Source organism: Azospirillum brasilense, from assembly GCF_005222205.1.
Classification (GTDB): Bacteria; Pseudomonadota; Alphaproteobacteria; order Azospirillales; family Azospirillaceae; genus Azospirillum; species Azospirillum brasilense_G.
Genome location: NZ_CP032345.1, coordinates 2136904 through 2160562, shown reverse-complemented (window position 1 = coordinate 2160562; position 23659 = coordinate 2136904). Strand labels below are relative to the sequence as shown.

General features: G+C 69.7%; 21 protein-coding genes. 13 read left to right on the top strand and 8 right to left on the bottom strand.

Going from position 1 to position 23659, the window contains the following annotated elements; translation table 11 throughout:
- Position 1: 1 nt before the first annotated feature.
- The gene (cimA, locus tag D3869_RS10440) at positions 2-1606 is read right to left on the bottom strand and encodes a citramalate synthase (RefSeq protein WP_137139993.1); all 1605 of its coding nucleotides are present in this window, start codon (positions 1604-1606) and stop codon (positions 2-4) included.
- A 326-nt stretch (positions 1607-1932) separates the two neighbouring features.
- Between cimA and D3869_RS10435 the strand changes: the two genes are divergently transcribed.
- Together D3869_RS10435 and D3869_RS10430 are read left to right on the top strand one after the other, a co-directional pair.
- Entirely contained in the window at positions 1933-2343 is a 411-nt protein-coding gene (locus D3869_RS10435) for a response regulator (RefSeq protein ID WP_137139992.1), read from the top strand.
- A 14-nt stretch (positions 2344-2357) separates the two neighbouring features.
- A complete protein-coding gene (locus D3869_RS10430; RefSeq protein WP_137139991.1) occupies positions 2358-4229 on the top strand; it encodes a CHASE domain-containing protein in 1872 nt (623 codons plus the stop codon).
- A 113-nt stretch (positions 4230-4342) separates the two neighbouring features.
- Here the strand turns inward: D3869_RS10430 and D3869_RS10425 are convergent, their stop codons facing one another.
- Complete coding sequence (locus D3869_RS10425) at positions 4343-4807, bottom strand: preQ0 transporter (protein ID WP_137139990.1); 465 nt, start codon at positions 4805-4807, stop codon at positions 4343-4345.
- Between the two features lie 312 nt (positions 4808-5119).
- Between D3869_RS10425 and D3869_RS10420 the strand changes: the two genes are divergently transcribed.
- The 3 genes from D3869_RS10420 to D3869_RS33700 all read left to right on the top strand — a co-directional run bounded on the left by D3869_RS10420 (position 5120) and on the right by D3869_RS33700 (position 10465).
- Entirely contained in the window at positions 5120-6316 is a 1197-nt protein-coding gene (locus D3869_RS10420) for an acyltransferase family protein (RefSeq protein WP_175426432.1), read from the top strand.
- Between the two features lie 175 nt (positions 6317-6491).
- Positions 6492-7754 carry a nitric oxide-sensing protein NosP gene (gene nosP, locus D3869_RS10415; RefSeq protein ID WP_137139988.1) on the top strand — a complete coding sequence of 421 codons (1263 nt, stop codon included), beginning with the start codon at positions 6492-6494 and terminating at the stop codon, positions 7752-7754.
- Positions 7751-10465, top strand: a complete 2715-nt coding sequence (locus D3869_RS33700) for a NahK/ErcS family hybrid sensor histidine kinase/response regulator (protein WP_137139987.1) — start codon at positions 7751-7753, stop codon at positions 10463-10465. The genes nosP and D3869_RS33700 overlap by 4 nt, the downstream gene beginning before the upstream one ends.
- 86 nt (positions 10466-10551) lie before the next feature.
- Here D3869_RS33700 and D3869_RS10405 read toward each other — a convergent pair whose 3' ends face one another.
- The 4 genes from D3869_RS10405 to ipdC form a co-directional block, all read right to left on the bottom strand.
- Positions 10552-10812: a hypothetical protein gene (locus tag D3869_RS10405; RefSeq protein ID WP_137139986.1), complete on the bottom strand. Its 261-nt coding sequence runs from the start codon at positions 10810-10812 to the stop codon at positions 10552-10554.
- A 157-nt stretch (positions 10813-10969) separates the two neighbouring features.
- Positions 10970-11539, bottom strand: a complete 570-nt coding sequence (locus D3869_RS10400) for a hypothetical protein (protein WP_109070023.1) — start codon at positions 11537-11539, stop codon at positions 10970-10972.
- Between the two features lie 141 nt (positions 11540-11680).
- Positions 11681-12349 (bottom strand): isoprenoid biosynthesis glyoxalase ElbB, encoded by a 669-nt coding sequence (elbB, locus tag D3869_RS10395; RefSeq protein ID WP_137139985.1) that lies wholly within the window; start codon positions 12347-12349, stop codon positions 11681-11683.
- 94 nt (positions 12350-12443) lie between these two features.
- Positions 12444-14081, bottom strand: a complete 1638-nt coding sequence (gene ipdC, locus D3869_RS10390; RefSeq protein ID WP_137139984.1) for an indolepyruvate/phenylpyruvate decarboxylase — start codon at positions 14079-14081, stop codon at positions 12444-12446.
- 283 nt (positions 14082-14364) lie between these two features.
- Here ipdC and gltX point away from each other — a divergent pair, with 283 nt between their 5' ends.
- On the top strand, positions 14365-15708 hold the full coding sequence (gene gltX / locus D3869_RS10385) for a glutamate--tRNA ligase (RefSeq protein ID WP_137139983.1): 1344 nt from the start codon (positions 14365-14367) through the stop codon (positions 15706-15708).
- 171 nt (positions 15709-15879) lie between these two features.
- Positions 15880-17253, top strand: a complete 1374-nt coding sequence (cysS, locus tag D3869_RS10380; RefSeq protein ID WP_137139982.1) for a cysteine--tRNA ligase — start codon at positions 15880-15882, stop codon at positions 17251-17253.
- 275 nt (positions 17254-17528) lie between these two features.
- Here the strand turns inward: cysS and D3869_RS10375 are convergent, their stop codons facing one another.
- Together D3869_RS10375 and adh are read right to left on the bottom strand one after the other, a co-directional pair.
- Positions 17529-17912 carry a DUF779 domain-containing protein gene (locus tag D3869_RS10375; RefSeq protein ID WP_038529350.1) on the bottom strand — a complete coding sequence of 128 codons (384 nt, stop codon included), beginning with the start codon at positions 17910-17912 and terminating at the stop codon, positions 17529-17531.
- A gap of 98 nt (positions 17913-18010) precedes the next feature.
- The gene (adh, locus tag D3869_RS10370; RefSeq protein ID WP_137139981.1) at positions 18011-19531 is read right to left on the bottom strand and encodes an aldehyde dehydrogenase; all 1521 of its coding nucleotides are present in this window, start codon (positions 19529-19531) and stop codon (positions 18011-18013) included.
- A 254-nt stretch (positions 19532-19785) separates the two neighbouring features.
- Here adh and D3869_RS10365 point away from each other — a divergent pair, with 254 nt between their 5' ends.
- The 6 genes from D3869_RS10365 to D3869_RS10340 all read left to right on the top strand — a co-directional run bounded on the left by D3869_RS10365 (position 19786) and on the right by D3869_RS10340 (position 23657).
- Positions 19786-20193 (top strand): winged helix-turn-helix domain-containing protein, encoded by a 408-nt coding sequence (locus tag D3869_RS10365; protein WP_014241340.1) that lies wholly within the window; start codon positions 19786-19788, stop codon positions 20191-20193.
- A 57-nt stretch (positions 20194-20250) separates the two neighbouring features.
- On the top strand, positions 20251-20634 hold the full coding sequence (locus D3869_RS10360) for a c-type cytochrome (protein WP_137139980.1): 384 nt from the start codon (positions 20251-20253) through the stop codon (positions 20632-20634).
- Positions 20635-20708: 74 nt separating this feature from the next.
- On the top strand, positions 20709-20954 hold the full coding sequence (locus D3869_RS10355) for a hypothetical protein (RefSeq protein WP_137139979.1): 246 nt from the start codon (positions 20709-20711) through the stop codon (positions 20952-20954).
- Positions 20955-21063: 109 nt separating this feature from the next.
- Positions 21064-21642 (top strand): YqaA family protein, encoded by a 579-nt coding sequence (locus tag D3869_RS10350; RefSeq protein ID WP_014241343.1) that lies wholly within the window; start codon positions 21064-21066, stop codon positions 21640-21642.
- An 85-nt stretch (positions 21643-21727) separates the two neighbouring features.
- Positions 21728-22711: an SDR family oxidoreductase gene (locus tag D3869_RS10345; RefSeq protein ID WP_137139978.1), complete on the top strand. Its 984-nt coding sequence runs from the start codon at positions 21728-21730 to the stop codon at positions 22709-22711.
- A gap of 67 nt (positions 22712-22778) precedes the next feature.
- Entirely contained in the window at positions 22779-23657 is an 879-nt protein-coding gene (locus D3869_RS10340) for a TrmH family RNA methyltransferase (RefSeq protein WP_247895619.1), read from the top strand.
- Positions 23658-23659: the final 2 nt, after the last annotated feature.

Sequence of the window (23659 nt, the reverse complement as noted above, 5' to 3'; positions counted from 1 at the left end):
CTCAGCTTCGCGGTGTTGCGCCGCCTTTAAACAGCTTGAATGTGTAACTGTCCACCAGCGCCTCCATCGACGCCTCGATGATGTTGGTGGAGACGCCCAGCGTGGACCATTCCGCCCCGTCGCCGTTGCGCGAGCGGATCAGCACGCGCGGCATGGCGCCGGTGCCGTCCTTGGCCGCCAGGATGCGCACGCGGTAGTCGGACAGCTTCACCCCGTCGAGCAACGGGTAGAGCGGCTCCAGCGCCTTGCGCATCGCGGTGTCCAGCGCGTTGACCGGGCCGTTGCCCGACGCCACCTCGTGATACTCCTTGCCGCCGATCTTCACGCGGACGACGGCCTCGGACTCGACCACCAGTTCGCCCTTGGCGTTGTAGCGGCGCTCGTCGGTGACGTGGAAGCGCTTCAGGGTGAAATAGTCCGGCACCTCGCCCAGCTCGCGGCGGACCAGCAGCTCGAAGCTGGCTTCGGCGGTGTCGTAGGCGTAGCCCTCGGTGTCGCGCTGCTTCACGACGTCCAGCAGGCGGTTCAGCCGCTCGTCCTTCGGGTCGACGGCCATGCCCATCTCGCGCAGCCGCGCGATGACGTTGGAGCGGCCCGCCTGGTCCGACATGACGATCTGGCGGCGGTTGCCGACCGCCTCCGGCTCGACATGCTCGTAGGAGGACGGGTCCTTCTCCACGGCGGAGACGTGCAGCCCACCCTTGTGGGCGAAGGCGCTGGCGCCGACGTAGGGGGCGTGGCGGTTCGGCGCGCGGTTCAGCCGCTCGTCGAACTTGCGGCTGATCTCGGTCAGCAGCGGCAGGTCGGCGGGCCTGATGCCGACGTCGTAGCCCATCTTCAGCATCAGCGACGGGATCAGCGACACGAGGTTGGCGTTGCCGCAGCGCTCGCCCAGCCCGTTGATCGTCCCCTGCACCATCCGCACCCCGGCGCGCACCGCGGCCAGCGAGTTGGCGACGGCGTTCTCGGTGTCGTTGTGGCAGTGGATGCCCAGCCGGTCGCCGGGGATGCCGTGCTCGTCGATCACTTGCCGGACGATCGCGTCGATCTCGTGGGGCAGCGTGCCGCCGTTGGTGTCGCACAGCACGATCCAGCGCGCCCCCGCCTCGTAGGCGGCCTTGATGCAGGACGCGGCGTAGGCCGGGTTGCGCTTGTAGCCGTCGAAGAAATGCTCGGCGTCGAACAGCGCCTCGCCCTTGGCGGCCTTCAGCGCGGCGATGCTGTCGGCGATCAGCTCGATGTTTTCCTCGCGCGGGATGGCCAGCGCCACGTCGACGTGGAAGTCCCAGGTCTTGCCGACGATGCAGACGGCGCGCGCCTTGGACTGGATCAGGGCGGCGAGCTGCGGGTCGTTCGCGGCGCTGCGGCCGGGACGGCGCGTCATGCCGAAGGCGGTGAAGGTCGACCGGGCGAGGTCCGGCGCCTCGGCGAAGAACTGGTCGTCGGTCGGGTTGGCGCCGGGCCAGCCGCCTTCCACATAGTCGATTCCCAGCCGGTCGAGGTCGCGGGCAATGGCGATCTTGTCGGCGACGGAAAAATCCACGTCCTGGGTCTGCGCCCCGTCGCGCAGCGTGGTGTCGTACAGATGGATGCGTTCGCCCGTCATTGCCGCCGCCCGAAGAGATTGGTCGCCCGAAGGAAGGTCATAGGACTGTCCGGAGGGCCGGAAGAATGGACGATGCGCTCCGCCAGCTCAATGCTTTTGATCGGACCCTCCAGGAATGCGGGGCATTGCCGCGCCGGACATAGGCACGCAATGGAGGTAATAGGACAAATGTACTGACCGAACAAACCATCGTCTGTGCTACACAGCCGCCCCGCTGCATGGCGCCCGTCTCACGGGTGCGGTAGTCTTTTCTGGCCGGATGCCTGTTGGTCTGGCCTGTTGGTCTGTATAATCACCGGCCCTTGTGAACGGATGGATTGGACACAGTGACTGCCGCGGGTGACGATCAGGACAAGCTCGTCATGGTGATCGACGACGAGCGGACGGTTCTGCAGGCCCTCAACCTCCTGCTGGAGATGTGGGGGTACCGGGTCGTCACCGCCGAAAGCGAGGGCGAGGCCGTCGACCGCCTGTCCGTCGCCGGGGAAACGCCGCACGCCATCCTGGCCGACTACCGCCTGCGCGAAGGTCGCACCGGCGTGCAGGCCATCGACCGCATCCGGGCGGAGGCCGGCGCCGAGGTGCCGGGCGTCATCATCACCGGCGACACCTCCACCGAAGGGCTGCGCGACGCCCGCGCCCGCGGGCTGACCGTCCTGCAGAAGCCGGTGCTGCCGCCCCACCTCCAGGCGGTGCTGACCAAGGTTCTGCGGGATCACCCCGCCGGTACGGCGTGACGGGCCGGACCGGCATGGACGTGCCCTTATCGCCGCCCCCTCCCGCGCCGCCCCCTCCCGCGCCGCCCGGGCCAAGGCAAAACGGGCCGAAGCGCAAGCGCGCCGCCGTTCCCGACGGGCGGCTGTTCCGGTCTTGGGAAAGCTGGGCGGTCTTCGGGCTGGGGCTGCTGCTGACCGGCCTCGCTTGGTGGCTGCTGACCGAACAGAACCATCGGCTGGCCGAAGCGCGCTTCCGCGCGCTGGCCCGCGATCTGGCCGGCGACGTCACGGCGCGGCTCGACACCTATGAACAGATGCTGCAGGGCGCCGTGGCGATGGTGGACGCCGGCGGGGGGCAGGTCAGCCGCACGGAATGGCGAGCCTATGTCACCGGCCTGCATGTGGAGGACCGCTATCCCGGCATCCAGGGCATCGGCTACGCCAAGCGCGTGAAGGCGCCCGACCGCGAGCAGCACGAGGCGTCGCTGCACGCCGCCGGCTTCTACAGCTACCGCGTGACGCCGGAGGGGGAGCGGCCCGAGTATTTCCCGATCATCTACATCGAGCCCTTCGCCAGCCGCAACCTGCGGGCTTTCGGCTTCGACATGCACGCCGAGCCGACCCGCCAGGCCGCCATGGAGCGCGCCCGCGGCACCGGCACCGCCGCGGCGACCGCCCGGTTGCGGCTGGTCCAGGAGACCGAAGAGGACGTGCAGCCCGGCTTCCTCATCTATGTGCCCGTCTACGACCAGACCCTGCCGCTGACCACCACCGCCGACCGGCGCGAGGCGCTGCTGGGTTTCGTCTATAGCCCCTTCCGCGCGCATGACCTGATGCGCAGCATCATGGGCCGGGGCGCCTCCGAACTGCTCAACATCCGCGTCCATGACGGGACCGACGCCACACCAGACTCCCTGATGTTCGACTCGGCGATCGGCCTGGATTCCGCCTTTCGGGATGTCCTCCACATCGAGGTGTTCGGCCGCCCATGGACGCTGGTCCTGTCCGGCACCCAGGCCTTCCAGGAGAGCGTGGCCAGCGCCACGCCGCGGGCGGTGCTGTTCGCCGGCCTGATCATCACGCTGCTTCTGGTCGCCACCGTCAACTCCGTGCTGCAGGACCGTGACCGCATGGCGGAGCTGCGCCGCAGCTACGACGCGCTGGCGCGGGCGCGGGCCGAGGCGGAGCAGGCCAACGCCGCCAAGTCGCGCTTCCTCGCCGCCGCCAGCCACGACCTGCGCCAGCCGCTCCAGACGCTGGGCATCTATCTGCACATGATCGGCGAGCAGGCGGACAGCCCCCGGCTGCGCAAGCTGGTGGACGCCGCGGGCGACGGGTTCGAAGCGACGCAGCGCCTGCTGAACTCGCTGATGGACATCGCCACGCTGGAAACCGGGGTGATCAGCCCGCAGCTCTCCGAGCTGGACCTGCCCGTCTTCCTGGAGCGCATCTGCGAGGAAGGCCGGCTGGAGGCCGCCGGCAAGGGTTTGGGCTTCCGCGTCACCTGCGGCGGCACCCGCGTGACGACCGACCCGGCGATGCTGGAACGGATCGTCCGCAACCTGCTGAGCAACGCGCTGAAATACACCCACAGCGGCACCATCCGGGTGACCTGCCGGCAGGCGCGCGGCTTCACCGCGATCAAGGTGCAGGACACCGGCCCCGGCATCCCGCAGGACCGGCTGCATCTGATCTTCGAGGACTTCTACCAGATCGGCAATCCCGAGCGCGACCGGCGCAAGGGCCTCGGCCTCGGCCTCGCCACCGTGGCGCGGCTCAGCCGGCTGCTCGGCTACCGGGTGCGGGTGCTGTCGCGCCCGGGCCGCGGCGCCATCTTCCTGGTCGAGATCCCCGACGAGGCGTCCAGCCCCCGCCAAACCACCGAGACCGTGGCCTCGGTGATCTGACGCCCCCGGCCCTTTTGGCAATCGCCGACGCCGCGGACCTTCGGCGACACCGGGACGGTCCGCGGCGGAACCGGCGGGTCACCGAGTCGGCGATTGCCAAATCCGGGACTGGATCACGCCGTCGCCGGGCGGGTCGCCCGCACGCGCATCAGCATCCACACCGCCGACACGCCGGCCAGCTTGGACGCGAGGCTGGCCGCCCAGACCGTCGGGTCCCAGATGCCGAGCATGCCGAAGAACAGCGCCGTATCCACCGGCACCGACAGGGCGGCGCTGATCCACAGCCGGTCGCGCAGCGGGCGGCGGGTGACGGTGAAGACGCCCCAGTCGATCAGTTCCGACACCGCGAAGGCGGTGACGCTGGCCGTTGCGACGAAGGGGTCGGCCAGGAGGAAGGACAGAACCGTGGCGGCCAGCATGGCGGCCAGCGACCAGTGGCCGTAGCGGACCTGGACCATGTCGCGCAGGATGAAGATCAACCCGGCCCAGCAGGACCACACGAGGTCGAGATGCGGCGCCAGGCTGAAGGCGTAGTTGATGGCGAGTACGCTGCCGATGTAGGCGGCGAGCCAGAGCATGACGGAATCCTCCAAAAGCCACCCGCGGAAATACGGGCGCGAACGACGGCGCCACCCGCGTGAATGCGAGCGCTCCGCAGCGGTCTTGTAACAGGTTCGAACCCTCGGCGTGAACCCTCGGCGCGCGCCGGCTCGGACGGGGCGCAACCGGTGGGTCAACCGGCGGGAACGACTTACCCCCATATCGGTTCCCCGAATGCGCCGCCGCGTCTAGCGCATCCGGACGATGCCCTGGCGCGTTCGTTCGGGGAGGCGAGACGAAAGAGACCCCGAAAGGTGAGGGCGATGGCGGCGGCGGGCTTATCAATTGGAATGGGCGGCACACGGGATCACGCGCTGGACGCGGCGCGCAGCCTGCTGATGATCCTCGGCGTGCCCTACCACGCGGCGCTGATCTACACGCCGGGCTACGACTGGGTGATGAACTCCCCCGACGGCATCGCCTGGATCGGGCTGTTCGCCGACTTCATCCACAGCTTCCGCATGCCCGCCTTCTTCCTGATCTCCGGCCTGCTGATCACCCACAGCCTGCGCCGCCACGGGCCGCGGGCGACCCTGACCTCGCGCGCCTCGCGGCTGCTGGTGCCGCTCGTCGCCATGGCGGCGACGCTGAACGTCGCCCAGTTATGGATGGAAAGCCGCGCCATCGACCCGGGCCTGACAGCCGGCGAGTTCGTCACCCAGACCATCCCGGCGGCCTTCTGGAGCGGCGGGCTCGTCTATCACCTGTGGTTCCTAGTCGAGCTGTTCATCAGCGTGCTGGCGCTCTGCCTCACCTACCCGCTGCTGGTCGCCCTGCACCGGCGGCTGGCGGCGCGCGCGCCGGGGCCGGCCCGCTGGCTGGCCGACCCGCCGGACTGGCTGCCGCCGCTCCTGCTCAGCCTCGTCATGATGGGGGTGCTGGGTTTCGACAACATCTCCGACCTTCTGGTGACGCCGCTGGTGCCGACCAACTCCACGGCGGTGAGCATCGTCGTCTCGTCGGGCTTCTTCGCGGTCGGGGTGCTGATCGCCCATTGGCCGGGCGGGGCCGCGCGCTACGCCAGGGCGAGCTGGGGCGTGGCGCTGACCTATCTGGTGTGCTTCGCCATCCACATCGGCATGGTCGGCGTCGAGAAGCCCATGCCGGTCCGCTTCCTCGACGAGGCGCTGCGCGCCGTCGCCGCCTGGTCGGCCTTCCGCTTCGTCCTCGGCCTGACGCAATCCTTCTTCTCGGCGGAGAGCCGCCGGGTGCGGGCGTTGTCGCAGGCCTCCTACACCATCTACCTGCTGCATCATCTGGTGGTCATGGCCGCCGGCTTCGCCCTGCTGGCCGTTACCGCCCCGCCCCTGCTGGAGTTCGCCGCGATCACCGTGGTCGGCCTGTTCGTGCCGCTGGCGGTCCATCACGGGCTGGTCCGCCACTCGCCGACCCTGCGCTTCCTGATGAACGGCGTTCCGCCGGGCGACGCGAGGAAGCGAAGCACCCCGGCGCGCGGCGGCGAGACGATGGCGCGCCGGACCGGCTGAGCTTGGGCGACGCCAAGCCGTCTTAGACGCCAGACCGTCTTAGACCATGGTCGCATGCCCGCACCCCCGCGCCGGCTTTGCCCGGCGGGCGTCGCTGAAGTAACCTATAGGTCATCCGCCCACGTTCCCCGGCCGGCCTTCCGGCATCGGGTGGCGGCTTGGGGTGTTGGATGCCATGCCGATGCTTTTCGGGACCCGCATTGTGACCAGCCATCCGGCCTCGGACGCTCTCCTCTCCGATGCTCCGCCCAGCGCCTCCATGCCCAGCGCGCCCAGCCCGCCCCTTCCCAGGGCCGTCTCGATGGCGGAGGACGCCCGCGCCGCCGCGCGGGACCTCTTCGAGGGGCTGTGCGGGCGGAACCCCGCCGCCGTCGCCGAGCTGGAGATGGTGCTGGTCTTCTGCTCCGCGCACTATGACCGGGTGGAGCTGGCGGCGGCCCTGGCCGAGCTGTTCGGGCCGGTGCCGGTGGTCGGCTGCACCACGGCGGGGGAGATCACGCCCTTCGGCTACGCCGCCGGGTCGCTGGTCGGGATCGGCTTCCCGCGCGCCGACTTCACCATCGCCACCCAGCGCATCGACGACCTCGACCGCTTCTCCATCGCCGAGGCGCCGCGCGTCCTGCGCAGCCTCATGGAGCAGCGCGACATCGCCCTGGCCGCCCGCGCCGACGCGTTTCCCGACCATGGCAGCTTCGCCTTCCTGATGATCGACGGCATGTCGCGGGCGGAGGAGATGGTGGTCAGCGCGCTGCACAGCGTGCTGATGGACATCCCGCTGTTCGGCGGTTCCGCCGGGGACGAGCTGCGCTTCGAGCGCACCTTCGTCCTGCACGAGGGGCGGTTCCACACCAACGCCGCCGTGCTGATGCTGGTCACCACGGCGCGCCGCTTCGTGGTCTTCCGGACCGAGCATTTCGTGGCGTCCGACGCCAAGATGGTGGTGACCGGCGCCGACCCGCAGCGCCGCATCGTCACCGAGATCAACGCCGAGCCGGCGGGCCGCGAGTACGCCCGCATGGTCGGGCTGGAGGGGGAGCCGCTGACCCCCCTGATCTTCGCCGCCTATCCCGTCGTCGTGCGGGTGGGGGGCGAGTACCATGTCCGCTCCATCCAGAAGGTCAACGACGACGAGAGCCTGACCTTCTACTGCGCCATCGACGAGGGCATCGTGCTGACGGTCGCCCGCGGCGTCGACCCGGTGGAGAATCTCGAGGAGATGATGCGCAAGCTGGCCGCGGAGGTCGGCGGGCCGCCGGACCTCGTGCTCGGCTGCGACTGCATCCTGCGCCGGCTGGAGCTGGAGCAGCGGCAGCTCAAGCACGTCATGTCGGCGGCGTTGGCGCGGCACAACGTCGTCGGCTTCTGCGCCTACGGCGAGCAGTACAACGCCATGCACGTCAACCAGACCTTCACCGGTGTCGCGATAGGTGCGCGATGACGCTCATCTTCGACTGGCGGGAACCGTCCCGCCCACCCGCCGACCCACCACCCGCCACCCTTCCCTCCAACGGCGAGGACAAGCGGCTGGAGGCGCTGGAGCGCGAGAACGCCAAGCTCCGCCGCATCAACCAGGTTCTGATGGACCGGGTGGAGCGGTCGATGGACGTGCAGGGGGGCGCCTTCTCCCTGTTCCAGACCGCCATCGTCCTGGAGCAGAAGGTGCGCGAGCGCACGCTGGAGCTGGAGCGCGCCCTGCGCGAGCTGGAGGACAGCCACCGCGCGCTGGCCCGCGCCAAGGAGCTGGCCGACACCATGCGCAGCCGCCTGTCGGAGGCCATCGAGTCGGTCAACGAGGGCTTCGCCATCTTCGACGCCGACGACCGGCTGGTGCTGTGCAACAGCAAGTATCTGGCCCTGTGGCCGGAGATCCGCGACCGCATCCTGCCGGGCATCCGTTTCCAGGAGATCGCCGAGCTGGCGGCCTCCTCGCGCACCATCGCCGACGCCTACCCGCGGCCCGACCGCTGGCTGTCGGAACGGCTGGCCCAGCACCGGGCGCTGAAGGGCCCCTACGTCTACCGGCTGGCCGACGGGCGCTGGGTCCAGGTCAACGAGCGGCGGACCCGCGACGGCGGGGTGGTCGGCGTCTACACCGACATCACCGACATCAAGGAGCATGAGACCCGCCGCCGCGAGCGCGAGCTTGCCGAGAAGTCGGCGCTCCTCCAGGCGACGCTGGACAACATCGCCCAAGGGGTCGGGGTGTACGACCGCGACCAGCGGCTGGTCGCCTGGAACGAGCGCTTCACCGGCCTGCTGCGCCTGCCCGCCAAGGTGGCGGAACGCGGGGCGGGCTTCGCCGACTTCGTGCTGCATCACGCCGCCCTCGGCGATCGCGGCCTGTCGCTGAAGGCGCTGATGATGCCGAGCTGCCTCGTCGAGCAGCCCTGGCTGGACGACACGGTGCTGGAAATCAGCCGCAACCCCATGCCGGGCGGCGGCTTCGTCCTGACCTTCACCGACATCACCGAGCGCAAGCGCGCCGAGCAGGCGCTGCGCGACAGCGAGGAGCGCATCCGGCTGGTCACCGACGCGGTGCCGGCGCTGATCGCCTATGTCGACGCCGAGCAGCGCTTCCGCTTCGTCAACAAGGCTTACGAGGGCTGGTTCAACCGCAAGCGCGAGGAGATCGAGGGCCAGCCCATGTGGGCGGCGCTGGGCGACCTCTATTACGAGGTGCGGCGCTCCTACGTGCTGCGGGCGCTGGCCGGGGAGGAGGTGACCTTCGATCTGGAGCTGCCCGGCGAGAACGGCGCCCCGCGCTACGCCGTCGCCACCTACATCCCGCATTTCGGCGAGCGGCGCGGCGGCGGCAAGCCGGAGGTGCTGGGCTATTTCGGCCTGATCCACGACATCACCGAGCGGCGGATGGCGGCGGAGGCGCTGGCCGACGCCAAGGACAGCCTGGAGCGCCGCGTCGTCGAGCGCACCGCCGAACTGACCCGGCTCAACAGCCAGCTCCAGCAGGAGATCGCCGAGCGCATCGCGGCGGAGGAGGCGCTGCGTCTCGCCAAGGCGGAGGCGGAGCAGGCCAACCTGTCCAAGACCCGCTTCCTGGCGGCGGCCAGCCACGACCTGCTGCAACCGCTGAACGCGGCGCGGCTGTTCGTCTCGGCGCTGGGCGACCTGGAGCAGCCGGAGCCCAACCGCGGGCTGGTCGACAACATCGACGTCGCCCTGGCGTCGGTTGAGGACCTGCTGTCGGCGCTGCTGGACATCTCCAAGCTGGACGCCGGGGCGGTCCGGCCGGAGATCGCCGATTTCCCGATCAAGAGCCTGTTCGGCGCGCTGGCCACCGAATACGCGGCGGTGGCGAAGGAGCGCGGGCTGGAGCTCTGCGTCGTTCCCAGCCACGCCGTGGTGCGCAGCGACATCCGTCTGCTGCGCCGGATCTTGCAGAACTTCCTGTCCAACGCCCTGCGCTACACCCAGGCAAAGAGGGGGGCGAAAGGAGGCGCCGGGCGCGTGCTGGTCGGCTGCCGGCGGACGCGCGAGGGCTTGCGGATCGAGGTGTGGGACACCGGTCCCGGCGTGCCCGCCGACAAGCTGGACGAGATCTTCCAGGAATTCCGCCGCCTCGACACGCCCTGCGCCAACGAGCGGGTGCGCGGCATGGGCCTCGGCCTCGCCATCGTGGAGCGGGTGGCCCGGATGCTCGACCACCCGATCACCGTGCGCTCCCAGCCGGGACGCGGGTCGGTCTTCGCGGTGACGGTGCCCTTCGGGCGCTACGCCCGCCCGGTGCGCGCGCTGGAGGCGCCGGTGCAGACGGCCTCGAACCGGCTGGCCGGCACGCGGGTGCTGGTGATCGACAACGAGCCGGCGGTGCTCGCCGGGATGCGCGCGCTTCTGGAGGGCTGGGGGTGCAGCGTCGCCACGGCGGCGTCGGGCGACGAGGCGCTGGCCGGGCTGGGGGCGGTGGCGCCGGACGTGCTGTTCGCCGACTATCACCTGGACGACGGGGTGATCGGCTTCACCGAGATCGCACGGGTGCGCGAGCGCTGCGGGGCGGACCTGCCGTCGGTCCTCATCACCGCCAACCGCACCGCCGAGGTGGTGGAGGAGGCGCAGGCCAGGGGCTGCCACGTGCTCAACAAGCCGGTGCGGCCGGCCCAGCTCCGCGCGGTGATGACGGGGCTGCTGGCGTAAGGGGACGCGATGGGCCTCCACCCCGACCGCTCCCTGGGAAGCGGGAGAGAAGGGCCGGGGTGGGGGAAGACCGGCGCGTCAGCGCGTCAGCGCGTCAGGCGGATGATCGTCACCATCATGCCGACCGCGTACAACTCGGCCAGCGGAACGATCCAGGACGGGTGGAAAATGATCGACAGCGGCATGATCAGCAGAAGGATCAGCGCCGGGAACACGAAGTAAGGCGAATTGCAGTAAGCCGGCAGGCCATGCACCCGGCCCGAGACCCGATCCGAGACTCGGCCCGAGACATCGCGAGACTCTTCGCCAATCAAACGATCCGCATCACCAACAGTTTGGTCCACCATTCTCTAGCACCCACTGTATTTATGGTCTTTTTCTTCTCCATCTCTGGCGGACGGAGCGGCGTTCCTATAACACAGTTTGCCGCGGTGCAGACATGACTTCGCGCCGTCTTGCCGGATGGCGAAAACGGCGCGGGAAGTCCTGATTTTTATTGTGGCTTTACGCCGCTTCGGTCAGCGCCAGATGCGGGCGGCGGACCATCGACTGGATGGTGAAGGGGGCGCGCACGCCGCCGCTGAACAGTTCGGCGCATTCCAGCGCCTTCAGCACCCGCTCCTCCGCCGGCAGGCCGGCCGTGGAGGCGAGCGAGCCCAGCGCGTAGTCGGACCCGCAGCCGATGGCGTGATAGCCACGCACCGCCTCGCCCACCTGATAATCGGACTGGATGGAGAAGAGGCGCCCCTCATAGCCCACCATGAAGGTGCCGCCGGTCTCCACGTCGTTGGAGCGGTGGGCGTAGCCGCCGTCCTTCAGGCAGCCGCGCACGGCGTCCACGAAATCGACGACCATGTAGCGGAAGACGTCGGCTTCGGGGTCGCGGTGCGGCGGCTCCAGCCGGTAATGCAGAAGCTGGCCCATGCGGAAGCTGCTGGTGAAGCCGATCAGCATGTCGGCGTTGCGAAACACCTTGGTGTCCGCGCGCACGGTGATGTCCAGGCCGTTCACGCCCGCGCTGTCACCGCCCATCCACACACGATCGCCGTCCACCAAGCCAACAATGCAGGTCATCGCCGTCCTCGTCCCTGAATAAATTCGCCCGAAAGCAGGGACAGGGTGGGCTTTTATGGTTAACGAATTGTTGCGCGGCGGCGATGCCGAAGGAGGTATCCCGCTTCGGCACCCACCCCTTAGCGCAAGCGCGACAACAGCTTAGCGGGCCAGCCCGATCAGCGCGCGGACGGTGTTCTCGGCGCCCTCGGCGATCTGCGCGAGGCTGGCGTCCAGCATGTAGCAGGGGGAGGTGACGACCTTCAGCCGCCGGTCGGTCACGATCCCGCCATGGCCGGTGACGCTGTGCTTCGCCCCCAGGCTCTCCAGCGCGGCGGCGGTCCCGGCGTCGGAGCCGATGGTGAGTTCCACCCCCTCGGCGCCGAACAGCGTGGCCAGGATGGCCGGGGCGATGCACAGGGCGCCGATCGGCTTGCCGGCGTCGCGCATGGCGCGCACGGCCTTCTCGACATCCGGGTTGACCGTGCAGTCCGCGCCCTTGAAAGCGAAATCGCACAGGTTCTTGGCCGCGCCGAAGCCTCCGGGGAAGATCAGCGCATCCACCGCCGCCGCGTCGAAGGTCGCGAGGTCGGCGACCTTGCCGCGGGCGATGCGGGCGGACTCCACCAGCACGTTGCGGGTTTCCGCCGCCTCCTCGCCGGTCAGGTGGTCGACGACGTGGGCCTGCGGGACGTCGGGGGCGAAGCACACGGCCTCCGCCCCGGCGCGGCTGATCGCCAGCAGGGTGCACACCGCCTCGTGAATCTCCGCCCCGTCATAGACGCCGCAGCCCGAGAGCACGACCGCGATCCGCAACGGCTTCTCCGCCATGGGTGGTTCCTCCTTGTCCGTTTCTGGTGCCCGCCCGGTGGGGAGGGTTGCCGCCCACCCTACCCCACGGCCAAGCCCACGCCTACTCCCGCCCCTACTCCCGGGGCGCGGCGTGCAGGCGCTTCTGCCCCTGGACGAAGCGGGCCAGCGTGTCGGACAGCACGCCGCGCGGGATCATCGCCTCGATCAGCTGGAAGCGCCCGCGCGTGGCGAAGGCCTTGTCCAGCGCCGCCTTCAGCTCCGCCCGCGTGCGCACGCGCACGCCGTCGCCGCCCATGCCCGCCGCCATCTCGGCGAAGCGCCAGTCGTCCAGGTCGTTGAAGGCGGATTCGGGCTGGAAGGTGCGCAGCATCTCCCAGCTGGCGTTGTTGAACAGGATCACGATGGGGTCGATGCCCAGCCGTCGGCAGTTGCCAAGCTCCCACCCGGTCATCTGGAAGGCGCCGTCGCCGACCACCGTCAGGATGCGCTTGCCGCCCGATACGCACTGCGCCCCGATGCCCGCCGGCACGCCGAAGCCCATGCCAGCGTAATAGCCCGGCGCCATCAGCCCGGCGTCGATCATGTCCATGGCGGTGAACAGGCAGTCGCCCATGTCCGCCGCGATCAGCAGCGGTTCCTGCCCGGCGCGCACACGGTCGTTGACGGCACGGGCGATGTCCATCGGGGCGATCGGCTCGCCGTCCTCCTGGAGGCCGGTGGGGTAGGCGTGGGGCTCCTTGCCGCGGGTCGTCCGGTCGGACGGCGGCAGCCGCTCCAGCAGGGCGTCCACCAGCCCGTCCAGCGGGATGTCGGCGTAGGTGTGATAGCCCAGCGTCACCGCCCGGTCGAAGGCGTGGATGGTCTTGCGCAGGTCGATCTTGCGCTGGGACACCGCGAAGTTGGTGTCGCTGAGGATGGCGCCGAGCAGGAACAGCCCGTCCGACTCCTCGACCAGCCGGGTGATCTCCGCGTCGCCGGCGACGCCGATGTAGGTGCCGAGCGGCGGGGTCGGCGCGTCGGCCAGCAGGCCGCGCCCCATGAAGGTGGTCACCACCGGCACGCCCAGCCGCTGCGCCAGCTCCGCCACCTTGGCCTCCAGCCCGTAGCGGCGGACCTCGACGCAGACCATCAGCACCGGCGATGTGGCCGAGCGCATCGCCGCCAGCACCTCGTCGGCGCAGGCCGCCAGCGCGTCGCGGTCCACCGGCCAAGCCGGGTCGTCGCCCACCGGCTCGACCTCGGCGTTGACCATGTTGCGGGGGATTTCCAGATAGACCGGGCGCGACAGGGCGCGGGCAGCCCCCAGCACGCGGGCAATTTCCGCCGGGGCCTTGGCCGGGTCGTCCAGCCGGGCCTGGGCCACGGTGATCTCCTTGAACACCTGGAACTGCGTGTCCAGCGTGCGCCCCTGGTGGTGCAGCAGCAGGCCGGCGTTGCCCTCCGTCGTGCCCGGAGCGCCGGAGATGACGACGACCGGCGACTTCTCGGCGTAGGCGCCGGCCACCGCGTTCACCATGTTGAAGGCGCCAGCCCCGTAGGTGACCGCCGCCACCCCCAGCGTCGAGCTGTAGCGCGCCGCCGCGTCCGCCGCGAAGCCCACCGCCGGTTCGTGGCTCAGCGTGTGGAGCGGCAGAATTTGCGTCTCCTCCGCCACCTTGAAGAAGGGCAAGGCGAAATCGCCCGGAATCCCGAACATGGCCTGTGCGCCGCGATCCTTCAGCGCGCGCAGCAGGGCTTCGGCCAGCTTCATGGCCGCTCTCCCGTTCCAATTGGTTTCGCGGGCCGAAAACCCGCACAGGGGGACAGCATCGCCTCCGCCACCGCTTCGCGCAAGAATTGTTTCATTCGAAACAATCCATATGCGCCGGAAATTGTGGAGGGGTGGAGGCCGCGCTTGATATTCCCTCTCCCGGGGCGGGAGAGGGGTTTTTCTCCGAACGCGATAGGCCCCTTGACGCCTGATGGGCGTCTTTCGGACGGGCGCGCGGCGTGCTACGACTGCCGCCCTGTCCCGACTTTCGAATGATGCCCGCATGTCCGTCGCCGTCCGCTTCGCCCCCAGCCCGACCGGTCTCCTCCATGTCGGCAACGTGCGCCTCGCGCTGGTCAACTGGCTGTTCGCGCGCAAGGCGGGCGGCAATGTCCTGCTGCGCCTCGACGACACGGACGAGGAGCGCTCCAAGCCGGAATACGCGGAGGGGATCGAGCGCGACCTAACCTGGCTCGGCTTGACCTGGGACCGCTTCGCGCGGGAGAGCGACCGCTACGGCCGCTATGACGAGGTGGCGGCGGCGCTGAAGGCCAGCGGGCGGCTCTATCCCTGCTACGAGACGCCGGAGGAGCTGAACCTCAAGCGCGCCAGCCTCGTCTCGCAGGGCCGCCCGCCGATCTACGACCGGGCGGCGCTGCGCCTGACCGACGCCGACCGCGCCCGCCTGGAGTCGGAGGGGCGCACGCCGCACTGGCGCTTCAAGCTGGAGCACAAACCGGTGGAATGGACCGACCTCGTGCGCGGGCCGGTGCATTTCGAGGGGGCGGCGCTCAGCGACCCCGTGCTGATCCGCGAGGACGGGCGCCCGCTCTACACGCTGACCAGCGTGGTGGACGACGCCGACCTTGCCATCACCCACGTCATCCGCGGCGAGGACCATGTCGCCAACACGGCGGTGCAGATCCAGATCTTCGAGGCGGTTGGTGGAGTGGTGCCGGTCTTCGCCCATCTGCCGCTGCTGACCGACGCGACGGGACAGGGCCTGTCCAAGCGGCTGGGCAGCCTGTCCGTGGCCAGCTTGCGCGAGGAGGAGGGGATCGAGCCGATGGCGCTGGCCAGCCTGCTCGCCAAGCTCGGCACCTCCGACGCCATCGAGCCGCGGCTGACGCTGGACGAGTTGGTGGCCGAGTTCGACATCGCCAAGGTGTCCCGCGCCACCCCGAAGTTCGACCCGGAGGAGCTGCTGCGGCTGAACGCCCGCATCCTCCATCTGCTGCCCTTCGAGCGGGTCGCCGGGGAACTGGCCGCGCTCGGTCTGGATGATGCCGACGCCGCCTTCTGGGAGGCGGTGCGCCCCAATCTGTCGCGCGTCGCCGAGGCCCGCGATTGGTGGGCGGTGACCCACGCCCCGGTCGCCCCGGCGGCAGACGATCCCGCCTTCCTGGCCGAGGCGGCGGCCCTGCTGCCGGAGGAGCCGTGGGACCTCTCCACCTGGGGCACCTGGACGGGTGCGGTGAAGGCGAGGACGGGTCGGAAGGGCAAGGATTTGTTCCTCCCCCTGCGCCGCGCCCTCACCGGGCGGGACCATGGACCGGAATTGAAGAACCTGCTACCCCTGATCGGCCGAACCCGCGCGCAGAAGCGCCTCGCGGGAGAGACCGCGTAAGAGTCCCTTCTCCCCCTGGGGAGAAGGTTAGGATGAGGGGGCGGCCGGAAGGCCGGAGAAACTCCGCGCCGGACAAGCCCTGCAAGGGGCCGGCGTTTCCCCCTCACCCCGACCCTCTCCCCGGAGGGGAGAGGGGGATTTGGAAGACCCTCTCACAGGAGACATGGCGCCGTGCCGCTGGACCTCTACAACACGCTGACCCGCCGCAAGGAACGCTTCGAGCCGATGAGTCCGGACCGGGTGGGCATGTATGTGTGTGGACCCACGGTCTACGACACCGCGCACATCGGCAACGCCCGCCCGGTGGTGGTGTTCGACCTGCTGTTCCGGCTGCTGCAGCGGCTGTACCCGGCAGTGACCTACGTCCGCAACATCACCGACGTGGACGACAAGATCATCGACCGCTCGCGCGACAGCGGGGAGCCGATCGAGGCGCTGACCAAGCGCACCGCGGACCTCTACCACGCCGACATGGACGCGCTGAACGCGCTGCGCCCGACCATCGAGCCGCGCGCCACGCACCACATCTCGCACATGGTCGCGCTGATCGGGCTGCTGATCGAGCGCGGCCACGCCTACGCCGCGGAAGGGCACGTGCTGTTCTCCGTGCCGTCGATGGCGGAGTACGGGCAGCTCTCCCGCCGCTCGCTGGATGAACTGATCGCCGGCGCCCGCGTCGAGGTCGCCCCCTACAAGCGCGACTCCTCCGACTTCGTGCTGTGGAAGCCGAGCGCCGATGACCAGCCCGGCTGGGACAGCCCGTGGGGCCGCGGCCGGCCGGGCTGGCACATCGAATGCTCGGCCATGGCCAAGGAGCATCTGGGCGTCACCTTCGACATCCACGGCGGCGGGCTGGACCTGATCTTCCCGCACCATGAGAACGAGATCGCCCAGAGCCGCTGCGCCCACGACGGCGAACCGCTGGCCCGCTACTGGGTCCACAACGGCTTCGTGACCGTCGAGGGCGAGAAGATGTCCAAGTCGCTGGGCAACTTCTTCACCGTGCACGAGCTGCTGGACGAGTTCCCCGGCGAGGCCATCCGGCTGACGCTGATGAGCGCCCACTACCGCCAGCCGCTGGACTTCACCCGCGAGGGGCTGAAGCAGTCCAAGGCGACGCTCGACCGCTGGTACCAGGCGCTGCGCGGCGAGCCCGCCCCGGCGGATGCCGAGCTGCCGTTCGATGTCTTGGCCGCTCTGGAGGACGACCTCAACAGCCCGCTCGCCATCTCCCACCTGCACGAGTTGGCCTCGGCGGTGAACAAGGCGACGGGGGACGCCGGAAAGGCCGCCGCCAAGGGCGCGCTGCGCGCCGCCGGCGAGGCGCTGGGCCTGCTCCAGCAGGACCCGGAGGCGTGGTTCCGCTGGGCGCCGAAGGGGGCCGCCGCCCTGTCCGACGCCGATATCCAGCAGCGCATCGAGGACCGTCTGGCCGCCCGCAAGGCCAAGAACTACGCGGAGGCCGACCGCATCCGCAAGGAATTGGCCGACCTCGGCATCGTCCTGGAGGACGGCCCGCAGGGCACGACCTGGAAGCGCGCCTGAACGCCACGCCGGCGTTCTTTGGATGAACGGTTCATCGAATGAATGGGAGGCCGCGCACGGAGCCGCGGCCTCCGCTCATCCAAAGGTCCAAGGGACCGCCTCTCCCACGCAACGAAAAAGACGCCCTCCGCCGTCGCGGAAGGCGCTTGAGTTCGGTTCCATATGCACCACCACGCGGGGGAGCCGGTCTGAACACGGATCAGACCGCCCGGAGGCCGTGCCGACTGGGAAAATCCCAAAGTCGAATCCTGAATACCGCATTCCACGAAACAGCGCTATGCTTTTTTCGTCATATCGCCGGGATCGGAGCGCAGCGCCTCCACCTCGCCATCGGAGAACAGGCGGGATCGGGTCAGGAAGCGCACGCCCTCCGGCGCCTCCAGCGAGAAGCTGGCGCCGCGGCCCGGCACCACGTCGATGATGAGCTGGGTGTGCGACCAGTACTCGAACTGCGCCGCCCCCATGTAGAAGGGACAGCCCCCGATCTCTCCCAGCCGGACGTCCTGCCCGCCGGGGCGGAACTCCCCGTCCATGAAGCACATCGGCGCGCTGCCGTCGCAGCAGCCGCCGGACTGGTGGAAGAACAGCGGCCCGTAAAGCCCGCGCAGCTTTTCGATCAGCGCCAGGGCCGCCGGTGTGGCGACGACTCGTTCGACCATGGGCGGACGCTCCCAAATGAATGGCCCGTCGGATGAGAAAAAGGGCCGGAGGCCGAATGGCCGCCGGCCCAAAGGTCGTCAGGGAGGAGACAAAAGGCTTAGAAGAAGCCCAGAGCCTTCGGGCTGTAGCTGACCAGCAGGTTCTTGGTCTGCTGGTAGTGGTCGAGCATCATCTTGTGGGTCTCGCGACCGATGCCCGACTGCTTGTAGCCGCCGAAGGCCGCGTGGGCCGGGTAGAGGTGGTAGCAGTTGGTCCACACGCGGCCGGCCTGGATGGCCCGGCCCATGCGGAAGGCGCGGTTGCCGTCGCGGCTCCACACGCCGGCGCCGAGGCCGTAGAGCGTGTCGTTGGCGATGGCGAGCGCCTCTTCCTCGGTCTTGAAGGTGGTCACGGACACGACCGGCCCGAAGATCTCCTCCTGGAAGATGCGCATCTTGTTGTGGCCTTCGAAGACCGTCGGCTGGACGTAGTAGCCGCTCTCCAGCTCGCCGCCCAGATGGGCGCGCTCGCCGCCGATCAGCACCTTGGCGCCCTCGGCCTTGCCGATGTCGATGTAGGAGAGGATCTTCTCGAGCTGGTCGATGGACGCCTGGGCGCCGATCATCGTCGCGGGGTCGAGCGGGCTGCCCTGCTTGACGGCGCCGACGCGGGCGACCGCGCGCTCCATGAACTTGTCGTAGATCTTCTCCTGCACCAGGACGCGCGACGGGCAGGTGCAGACCTCGCCCTGGTTCAGCGCGAACATGGCGAAGCCTTCCAGCGCCTTGTCCAGGAACTCGTCGTCCTCGGCCATCACGTCGTTGAAGAAGATGTTCGGCGACTTGCCGCCCAGCTCCAGCGTGACCGGGATGATGTTCTCCGCCGCGTACTGCATGATCAGGCGGCCGGTCGTCGTCTCGCCGGTGAAGGCGATCTTGGCGATGCGGGGGCTCTGGGCCAGCGGCTTGCCGGCCTCGATGCCGAAGCCGTTGACGACGTTGAGGACGCCGTCGGGCAGCAGGTCGCCGATGATCTCCATCAGCACCATGATGGCCATCGGGGTCTGCTCGGCGGGCTTCAGCACGACGCAGTTGCCGGCGGCCAGCGCCGGGGCCAGCTTCCACACGGCCATCAGCAGCGGGAAGTTCCACGGGATGATCTGGCCGACGACGCCCAGCGGCTCATGGAAGTGATAGGCGTAGGTGGTGTGGTCGATTTCCGCGATGGTGCCTTCCTGGGCACGGACGCAGCCGGCGAAGTAGCGGAAATGGTCGATGGCGAGCGGCAGGTCGGCGTGGGTCGTCTCGCGGATCGGCTTGCCATTGTCCAGCGTCTCGGCCAGCGCCAGGACGTCCAGACGCTCTTCCATGCGGTCGGCGATCTTGTTCAGGATGCGCGCGCGCTCCGCCGGGGAGGTGCGGCCCCAGGCGTCCTTGGCCTTGTGGGCGGCGTCCAGCGCCTTCTCGATGTCTTCCGCGGTGGAGCGGGCGACCTCGCACAGCGGCTTGCCGGTGATCGGGGTCAGGTTGGTGAAATACTGGCCCTTCGTCGGCGCCACCCACTGGCCGCCGATGAAGTTGTCGTAGCGCGGCCGGATGGCGACCTGCTTGCTGAGCGTTTCCAGGGCCTGATGGATCACGGCGGTTTCCTCCCGAAGCGGATTGCCCGAACTGAAAGTCGTGGAATGACGTTTGGCGGGGTTGTGCGCCCTGTGTCCGTTCGACCGATGATCGGTATCCGTCACAGCGCCCCGCCGTTATCGCGGTTTCGGGGAAGGCCGGTAAATTCGACTTTGGTTGCAGACGCGGCACGCCCCAGATTCGGGACCGACCGCCGCCCGCCAGATGCTACCTTGGGCGGAGACCCCTCCGTTTCCCGGCGAGACTTCAGGACATGACGACCGACATCCGGCTGCGCTTCCTCCACCCCTCCGGCGCCATCGGACCCGGCAAGGTGTCCCTGCTGGAGGAGATCGACCGCACCGGCTCGATCTCCGCGGCGGCGCGGGCGCTCGGCATGTCCTTCCGCCGCGCGTGGTTCCTGGTGGAAACCATGAATTCCGCCTTCCGCGAGCCGGTGGTGCGCACCAACGTCGGCGGGCGGGAGGGCGGCGGGACCGGCCTGACCGCCTTCGGGCAGGAGGTGATCGCCCGCTACCGCCGCATGGAGGAGGAGGCCCGCCGCGCCGCCGCCCCCCATCTCGCCTGGCTGGACGAGGCGCTGAAGCCGGAGGCGGCGCTCGAAAAGGGTGCGGACTCCGCTGATCCAAAGTCCAATGGCCCGGACTCCGGCGATCCGTAAAGTCTCCATCGACGCCGCGACGTTCCGCCGCGGCGAAACGAAGGAGGCCCCCGACCCATGCGCACCGCCGCCTGCAACGCATTTGCTGCCTTGGTCCTTCTCGCCGCGGCGCCGCTCCCGGCCCTGGCCGACGGCGATCCGGCGAACGGCGAGAAGCTGTTCCGCCAGTGCAAGGCCTGCCACACGGTGGAGGCGGGGAAGAACCGCGTCGGCCCGACGCTGCACGGGCTGTTCGGGCGCAAGGCCGGCACGGTCGACAGCTTCGCCAACTACTCCGAGGGGCTGAAGGCGTCCGGCATCGCGTGGGACGCCACGACGCTCGATCCGTACCTCGCCAACCCGAAGGCGGTGATCCCCGACAGCCGCATGGCCTTCGCCGGGGTGGCGAAGCCGGAGGACCGGGCCGACCTGATCGCCTATCTGGAAACCGCGACCAAGTGAGCGTCAGCGGGACGGGAACCGGGATGGCGATCAGCCTGTTGCCCGGTTTCCCACCCCGCAGCCGGAGAACGGCCATGGCCGACGACACCGCAGGACAAAAAGGCGCCGAGCCCAAGGACATTCACAAGACCGACATCGAGCCTCTCTGCGACGAGCAGAGCGGCGGCGGCGGGTCCAACCCGGACACGCGCTACCGCGGCATGCCGGGCGGTCATCCCGGCGGTTCCCGCGACGGCGACTGCGATCCGGTGGCGCGCGCCGATCCTGAGAAGGCGGAACCGGAGACCGCCGAATCCGGGGGCAAGCCCGCGTCGCGCTAGGCCGATGGCGTAGCCTTTCCGGGGCCGCCCCGAATTGGTCGTAGCCGCTGGCCCGGTCCCCCGCTAAAACAGGGGCTCCCTCACCGGCACAACACGGGCTGCGACCGGCATGCTGAAGCGCCTTTACGACTGGACGATGGCCAAGGCGGCCTCGAAGAACGCCACCACCTGGCTGGCGGGGGTTTCCTTCGCGGAAAGCTCCTTCTTCCCGATTCCGCCGGACATCCTGATGGTGCCGATGGTGCTCGCCAACCGGCAGGCCGCGTGGCGGATCGCGACGATCTGCACGCTGGCCTCGGTGGTGGGCGGCGTCGCCGGCTACATGATCGGCTACTTCCTGTACGAGGCCATCGGCAAGGCGGTCATCGACTTCTACCACCTGGAAGCCCAGTTCGAGACGCTGCGCCATACCTTCGTCGAATACGGCGCGGAGATCCTCATCATCAAGGGCATGACGCCCATCCCCTACAAGCTGCTGACCATCACCGCGGGTGTGGCGAAGCTGAACATCTGGGTGTTCATCGGCGCCTCGATCCTGTCGCGGGCCATCCGCTTCTATCTGGTCGCCGCCCTGCTCTACTGGTTCGGGGAGCCGGTGCGCGCCTTCATTGAGAAGCGGCTGACCCTGGTCACCACCGCCTTCGCCGTCGCGCTGATCGGCGGCTTCCTGGCGATCAAGCTGATCTGATCCACGGCAACCCGACCACAGCACCGCGACGCCGGACCGCCCTGTCCTGTTGATGCCGCATCGAGGCATTGACGGGAGAGGATGGATGGACAGCGTGCGCGGGGCCGTGGTGGTCATCACCGGCGCGTCGAGCGGGATCGGGCGGGCCACCGCCCTGACCTTCGCGCGGGAGGGCGCCCGGCTGGTGCTCGCCGCCCGGCGGGAGGCCCTGCTCGGCGAGGTCGCCGAGGAATGCCGGGAACTGGGCGGCGAGGCCGAGGTGGTGCCCACCGATGTCACCGACGCCCAGGCGGTCCTCCGGCTGGCCAACCGGGCGGTGCAATTGTTCGGCGGCATCGACGTCTGGGTGAGCAACGCCGGGGTCGGCGCCGTCGGGCGGTTCGAGGACACCCCGCTGGAGGCGCACCGCCGCGTCGTCGAGACCAACCTGTTCGGCCCGCTCTACGCCGCCCACGCCGTGTTGCCGCTGTTCCGCCGGCAGGGCCACGGGGTGCTCATCAACACCGTGTCGGTCGGGGCCTGGGCGCCCGCCCCCTACGCCGCCGCCTACGCGGCCAGCAAGTTCGGGCTGGAGGGGCTTCTGGAAAGCCTGCGGGCGGAGCTGGTCGACGCGCCGGGCGTCCATGTCTGCGGCGTCTACCCCTTCTTCACCGACACGCCGGGCATGTCGCACGGCGCCAATTACACCGGGCACCAGCTCGACGCCGAGAGCCCCTTCTACGACGATCCGCAGGACGTGGCGGACACCGTGCTCGCCGTGGCGCTGCGCCCGCGCGCCCAGGCGATGGTCGGGGCGATGACCCCGCTGACCCGGCTGGGGCACGCGGTGGCGCCGCGCCTGATGGAGAAGATCGCCGGCCACGGCGCCCACCGCCATTTCAGCCGGACCCCGCCCGCCGCGGCGAGCGACGGCAACCTGTTCCGCCCGGTGGAGCGCGGCCGCGGCGTCACCGGCGGCTTCCGCACACCGCCGCCCGCCTGGGTGTCGCCACTGCTCGTCGCCGGAGTCGCGGCGGCTGCGGCCGCGGCCTACGCCGGCTACGCGCGGAGTAAGAACGGAAACCACTGAGGGCTTTGAGTTCGGGAACGGGTTGGTCCAGAATGCCGGCCCGTTCCCGCAAGCCCCCGAGACCATCATGCCGAAGCCGACGACCCCGCGCGGCCGTCCGCCCGTCCCTTCCCCTGCCCGCCCGTCCCCGGCCCGCCCAGCCCGTCCGGGTCCGGCCCGCGCCGGCAATGAAATGCGCCGGGAGGAGGTGCGGGAGGAACCGGGCAAGCTGTTCCGCGTCGCCGGCCTGTCCGCCGTCTCCGCCCTGTTCGCCCATGACGCGGCGCGGGTCGAGCGGCTGTTCTTCGAGGAGCGGCTGAAGGCGAAGACCGGCGACTTCTGCAAGGCGATGGCCGCGGCGCGCAAGCCCTACCGCATGGTGGAGGCCGACGAGCTGGCGAAGGTCGCCGGAACGGTGCTGCACGGCGGGGTGGTCGCACTGATCGCGCCGCGCCCGGTGCCCGCCTTCGACACCGAGGCGGCAAAGCGCTGGGCGGTGGACGGGCAGCCGCTGCTGATCCTGGACGGGGTCGGCAACCCGCACAATCTGGGCGCCATCTTGCGCACCGCCGCCTTCTTCGGCCTGCGGCGCGTCGTGGTGTCGGACCATCCCGGACAAGCCCTGCCGTCGGAGTCCGCCTACCGGGTGGCCGAGGGCGGGTTCGAATGGGTGGAGCTGTACCGGGCGGCCAACCTGCCGACGGTCCTGAAGCGGCTGCGCGAGTCCTACAGGGTGGCCGGAACGGCGCTGGGCCGCGGCCGGGCGGTGGTCACCGACCCGGCGGTCCTCGCCGCGGGCGGGCGGCCTGCCGCCGTCGTGCTGGGCAACGAGGAGGACGGGCTTCCCCCCGCCACCCTCGCCGCCTGCGAGGACATCCTGACCCTGCCCGGCACCGGCCGCATCCAGTCGCTGAACGTCGCGGCGACCGCGGCCATCCTCATCCACGCGCTGGCGAAGCCGGGCTGACG

Bases quoted from the DNA above. Each gene is read 5' to 3' on its own strand.
- cimA (WP_137139993.1), bottom strand. From the start codon at position 1,606: ATGACGGGCGAACGCATCCATCTGTACGACACCACGCTGCGCGACGGG.
- D3869_RS10430 (WP_137139991.1), top strand. From the start codon at position 2,358: ATGGACGTGCCCTTATCGCCGCCCCCTCCCGCGCCGCCCCCTCCCGCG.
- D3869_RS10425 (WP_137139990.1), bottom strand. From the start codon at position 4,807: ATGCTCTGGCTCGCCGCCTACATCGGCAGCGTACTCGCCATCAACTAC.
- D3869_RS10420 (WP_175426432.1), top strand. From the start codon at position 5,120: ATGGGCGGCACACGGGATCACGCGCTGGACGCGGCGCGCAGCCTGCTG.
- nosP (WP_137139988.1), top strand. From the start codon at position 6,492: ATGCCGATGCTTTTCGGGACCCGCATTGTGACCAGCCATCCGGCCTCG.
- D3869_RS33700 (WP_137139987.1), top strand. From the start codon at position 7,751: ATGACGCTCATCTTCGACTGGCGGGAACCGTCCCGCCCACCCGCCGAC.
- D3869_RS10405 (WP_137139986.1), bottom strand. From the start codon at position 10,812: ATGGTGGACCAAACTGTTGGTGATGCGGATCGTTTGATTGGCGAAGAG.
- D3869_RS10400 (WP_109070023.1), bottom strand. From the start codon at position 11,539: ATGACCTGCATTGTTGGCTTGGTGGACGGCGATCGTGTGTGGATGGGC.
- elbB (WP_137139985.1), bottom strand. From the start codon at position 12,349: ATGGCGGAGAAGCCGTTGCGGATCGCGGTCGTGCTCTCGGGCTGCGGC.
- ipdC (WP_137139984.1), bottom strand. From the start codon at position 14,081: ATGAAGCTGGCCGAAGCCCTGCTGCGCGCGCTGAAGGATCGCGGCGCA.
- gltX (WP_137139983.1), top strand. From the start codon at position 14,365: ATGTCCGTCGCCGTCCGCTTCGCCCCCAGCCCGACCGGTCTCCTCCAT.
- D3869_RS10375 (WP_038529350.1), bottom strand. From the start codon at position 17,912: ATGGTCGAACGAGTCGTCGCCACACCGGCGGCCCTGGCGCTGATCGAA.
- D3869_RS10365 (WP_014241340.1), top strand. From the start codon at position 19,786: ATGACGACCGACATCCGGCTGCGCTTCCTCCACCCCTCCGGCGCCATC.
- D3869_RS10360 (WP_137139980.1), top strand. From the start codon at position 20,251: ATGCGCACCGCCGCCTGCAACGCATTTGCTGCCTTGGTCCTTCTCGCC.
- D3869_RS10355 (WP_137139979.1), top strand. From the start codon at position 20,709: ATGGCCGACGACACCGCAGGACAAAAAGGCGCCGAGCCCAAGGACATT.
- D3869_RS10350 (WP_014241343.1), top strand. From the start codon at position 21,064: ATGCTGAAGCGCCTTTACGACTGGACGATGGCCAAGGCGGCCTCGAAG.
- D3869_RS10345 (WP_137139978.1), top strand. From the start codon at position 21,728: ATGGACAGCGTGCGCGGGGCCGTGGTGGTCATCACCGGCGCGTCGAGC.
- D3869_RS10340 (WP_247895619.1), top strand. From the start codon at position 22,779: ATGCCGAAGCCGACGACCCCGCGCGGCCGTCCGCCCGTCCCTTCCCCT.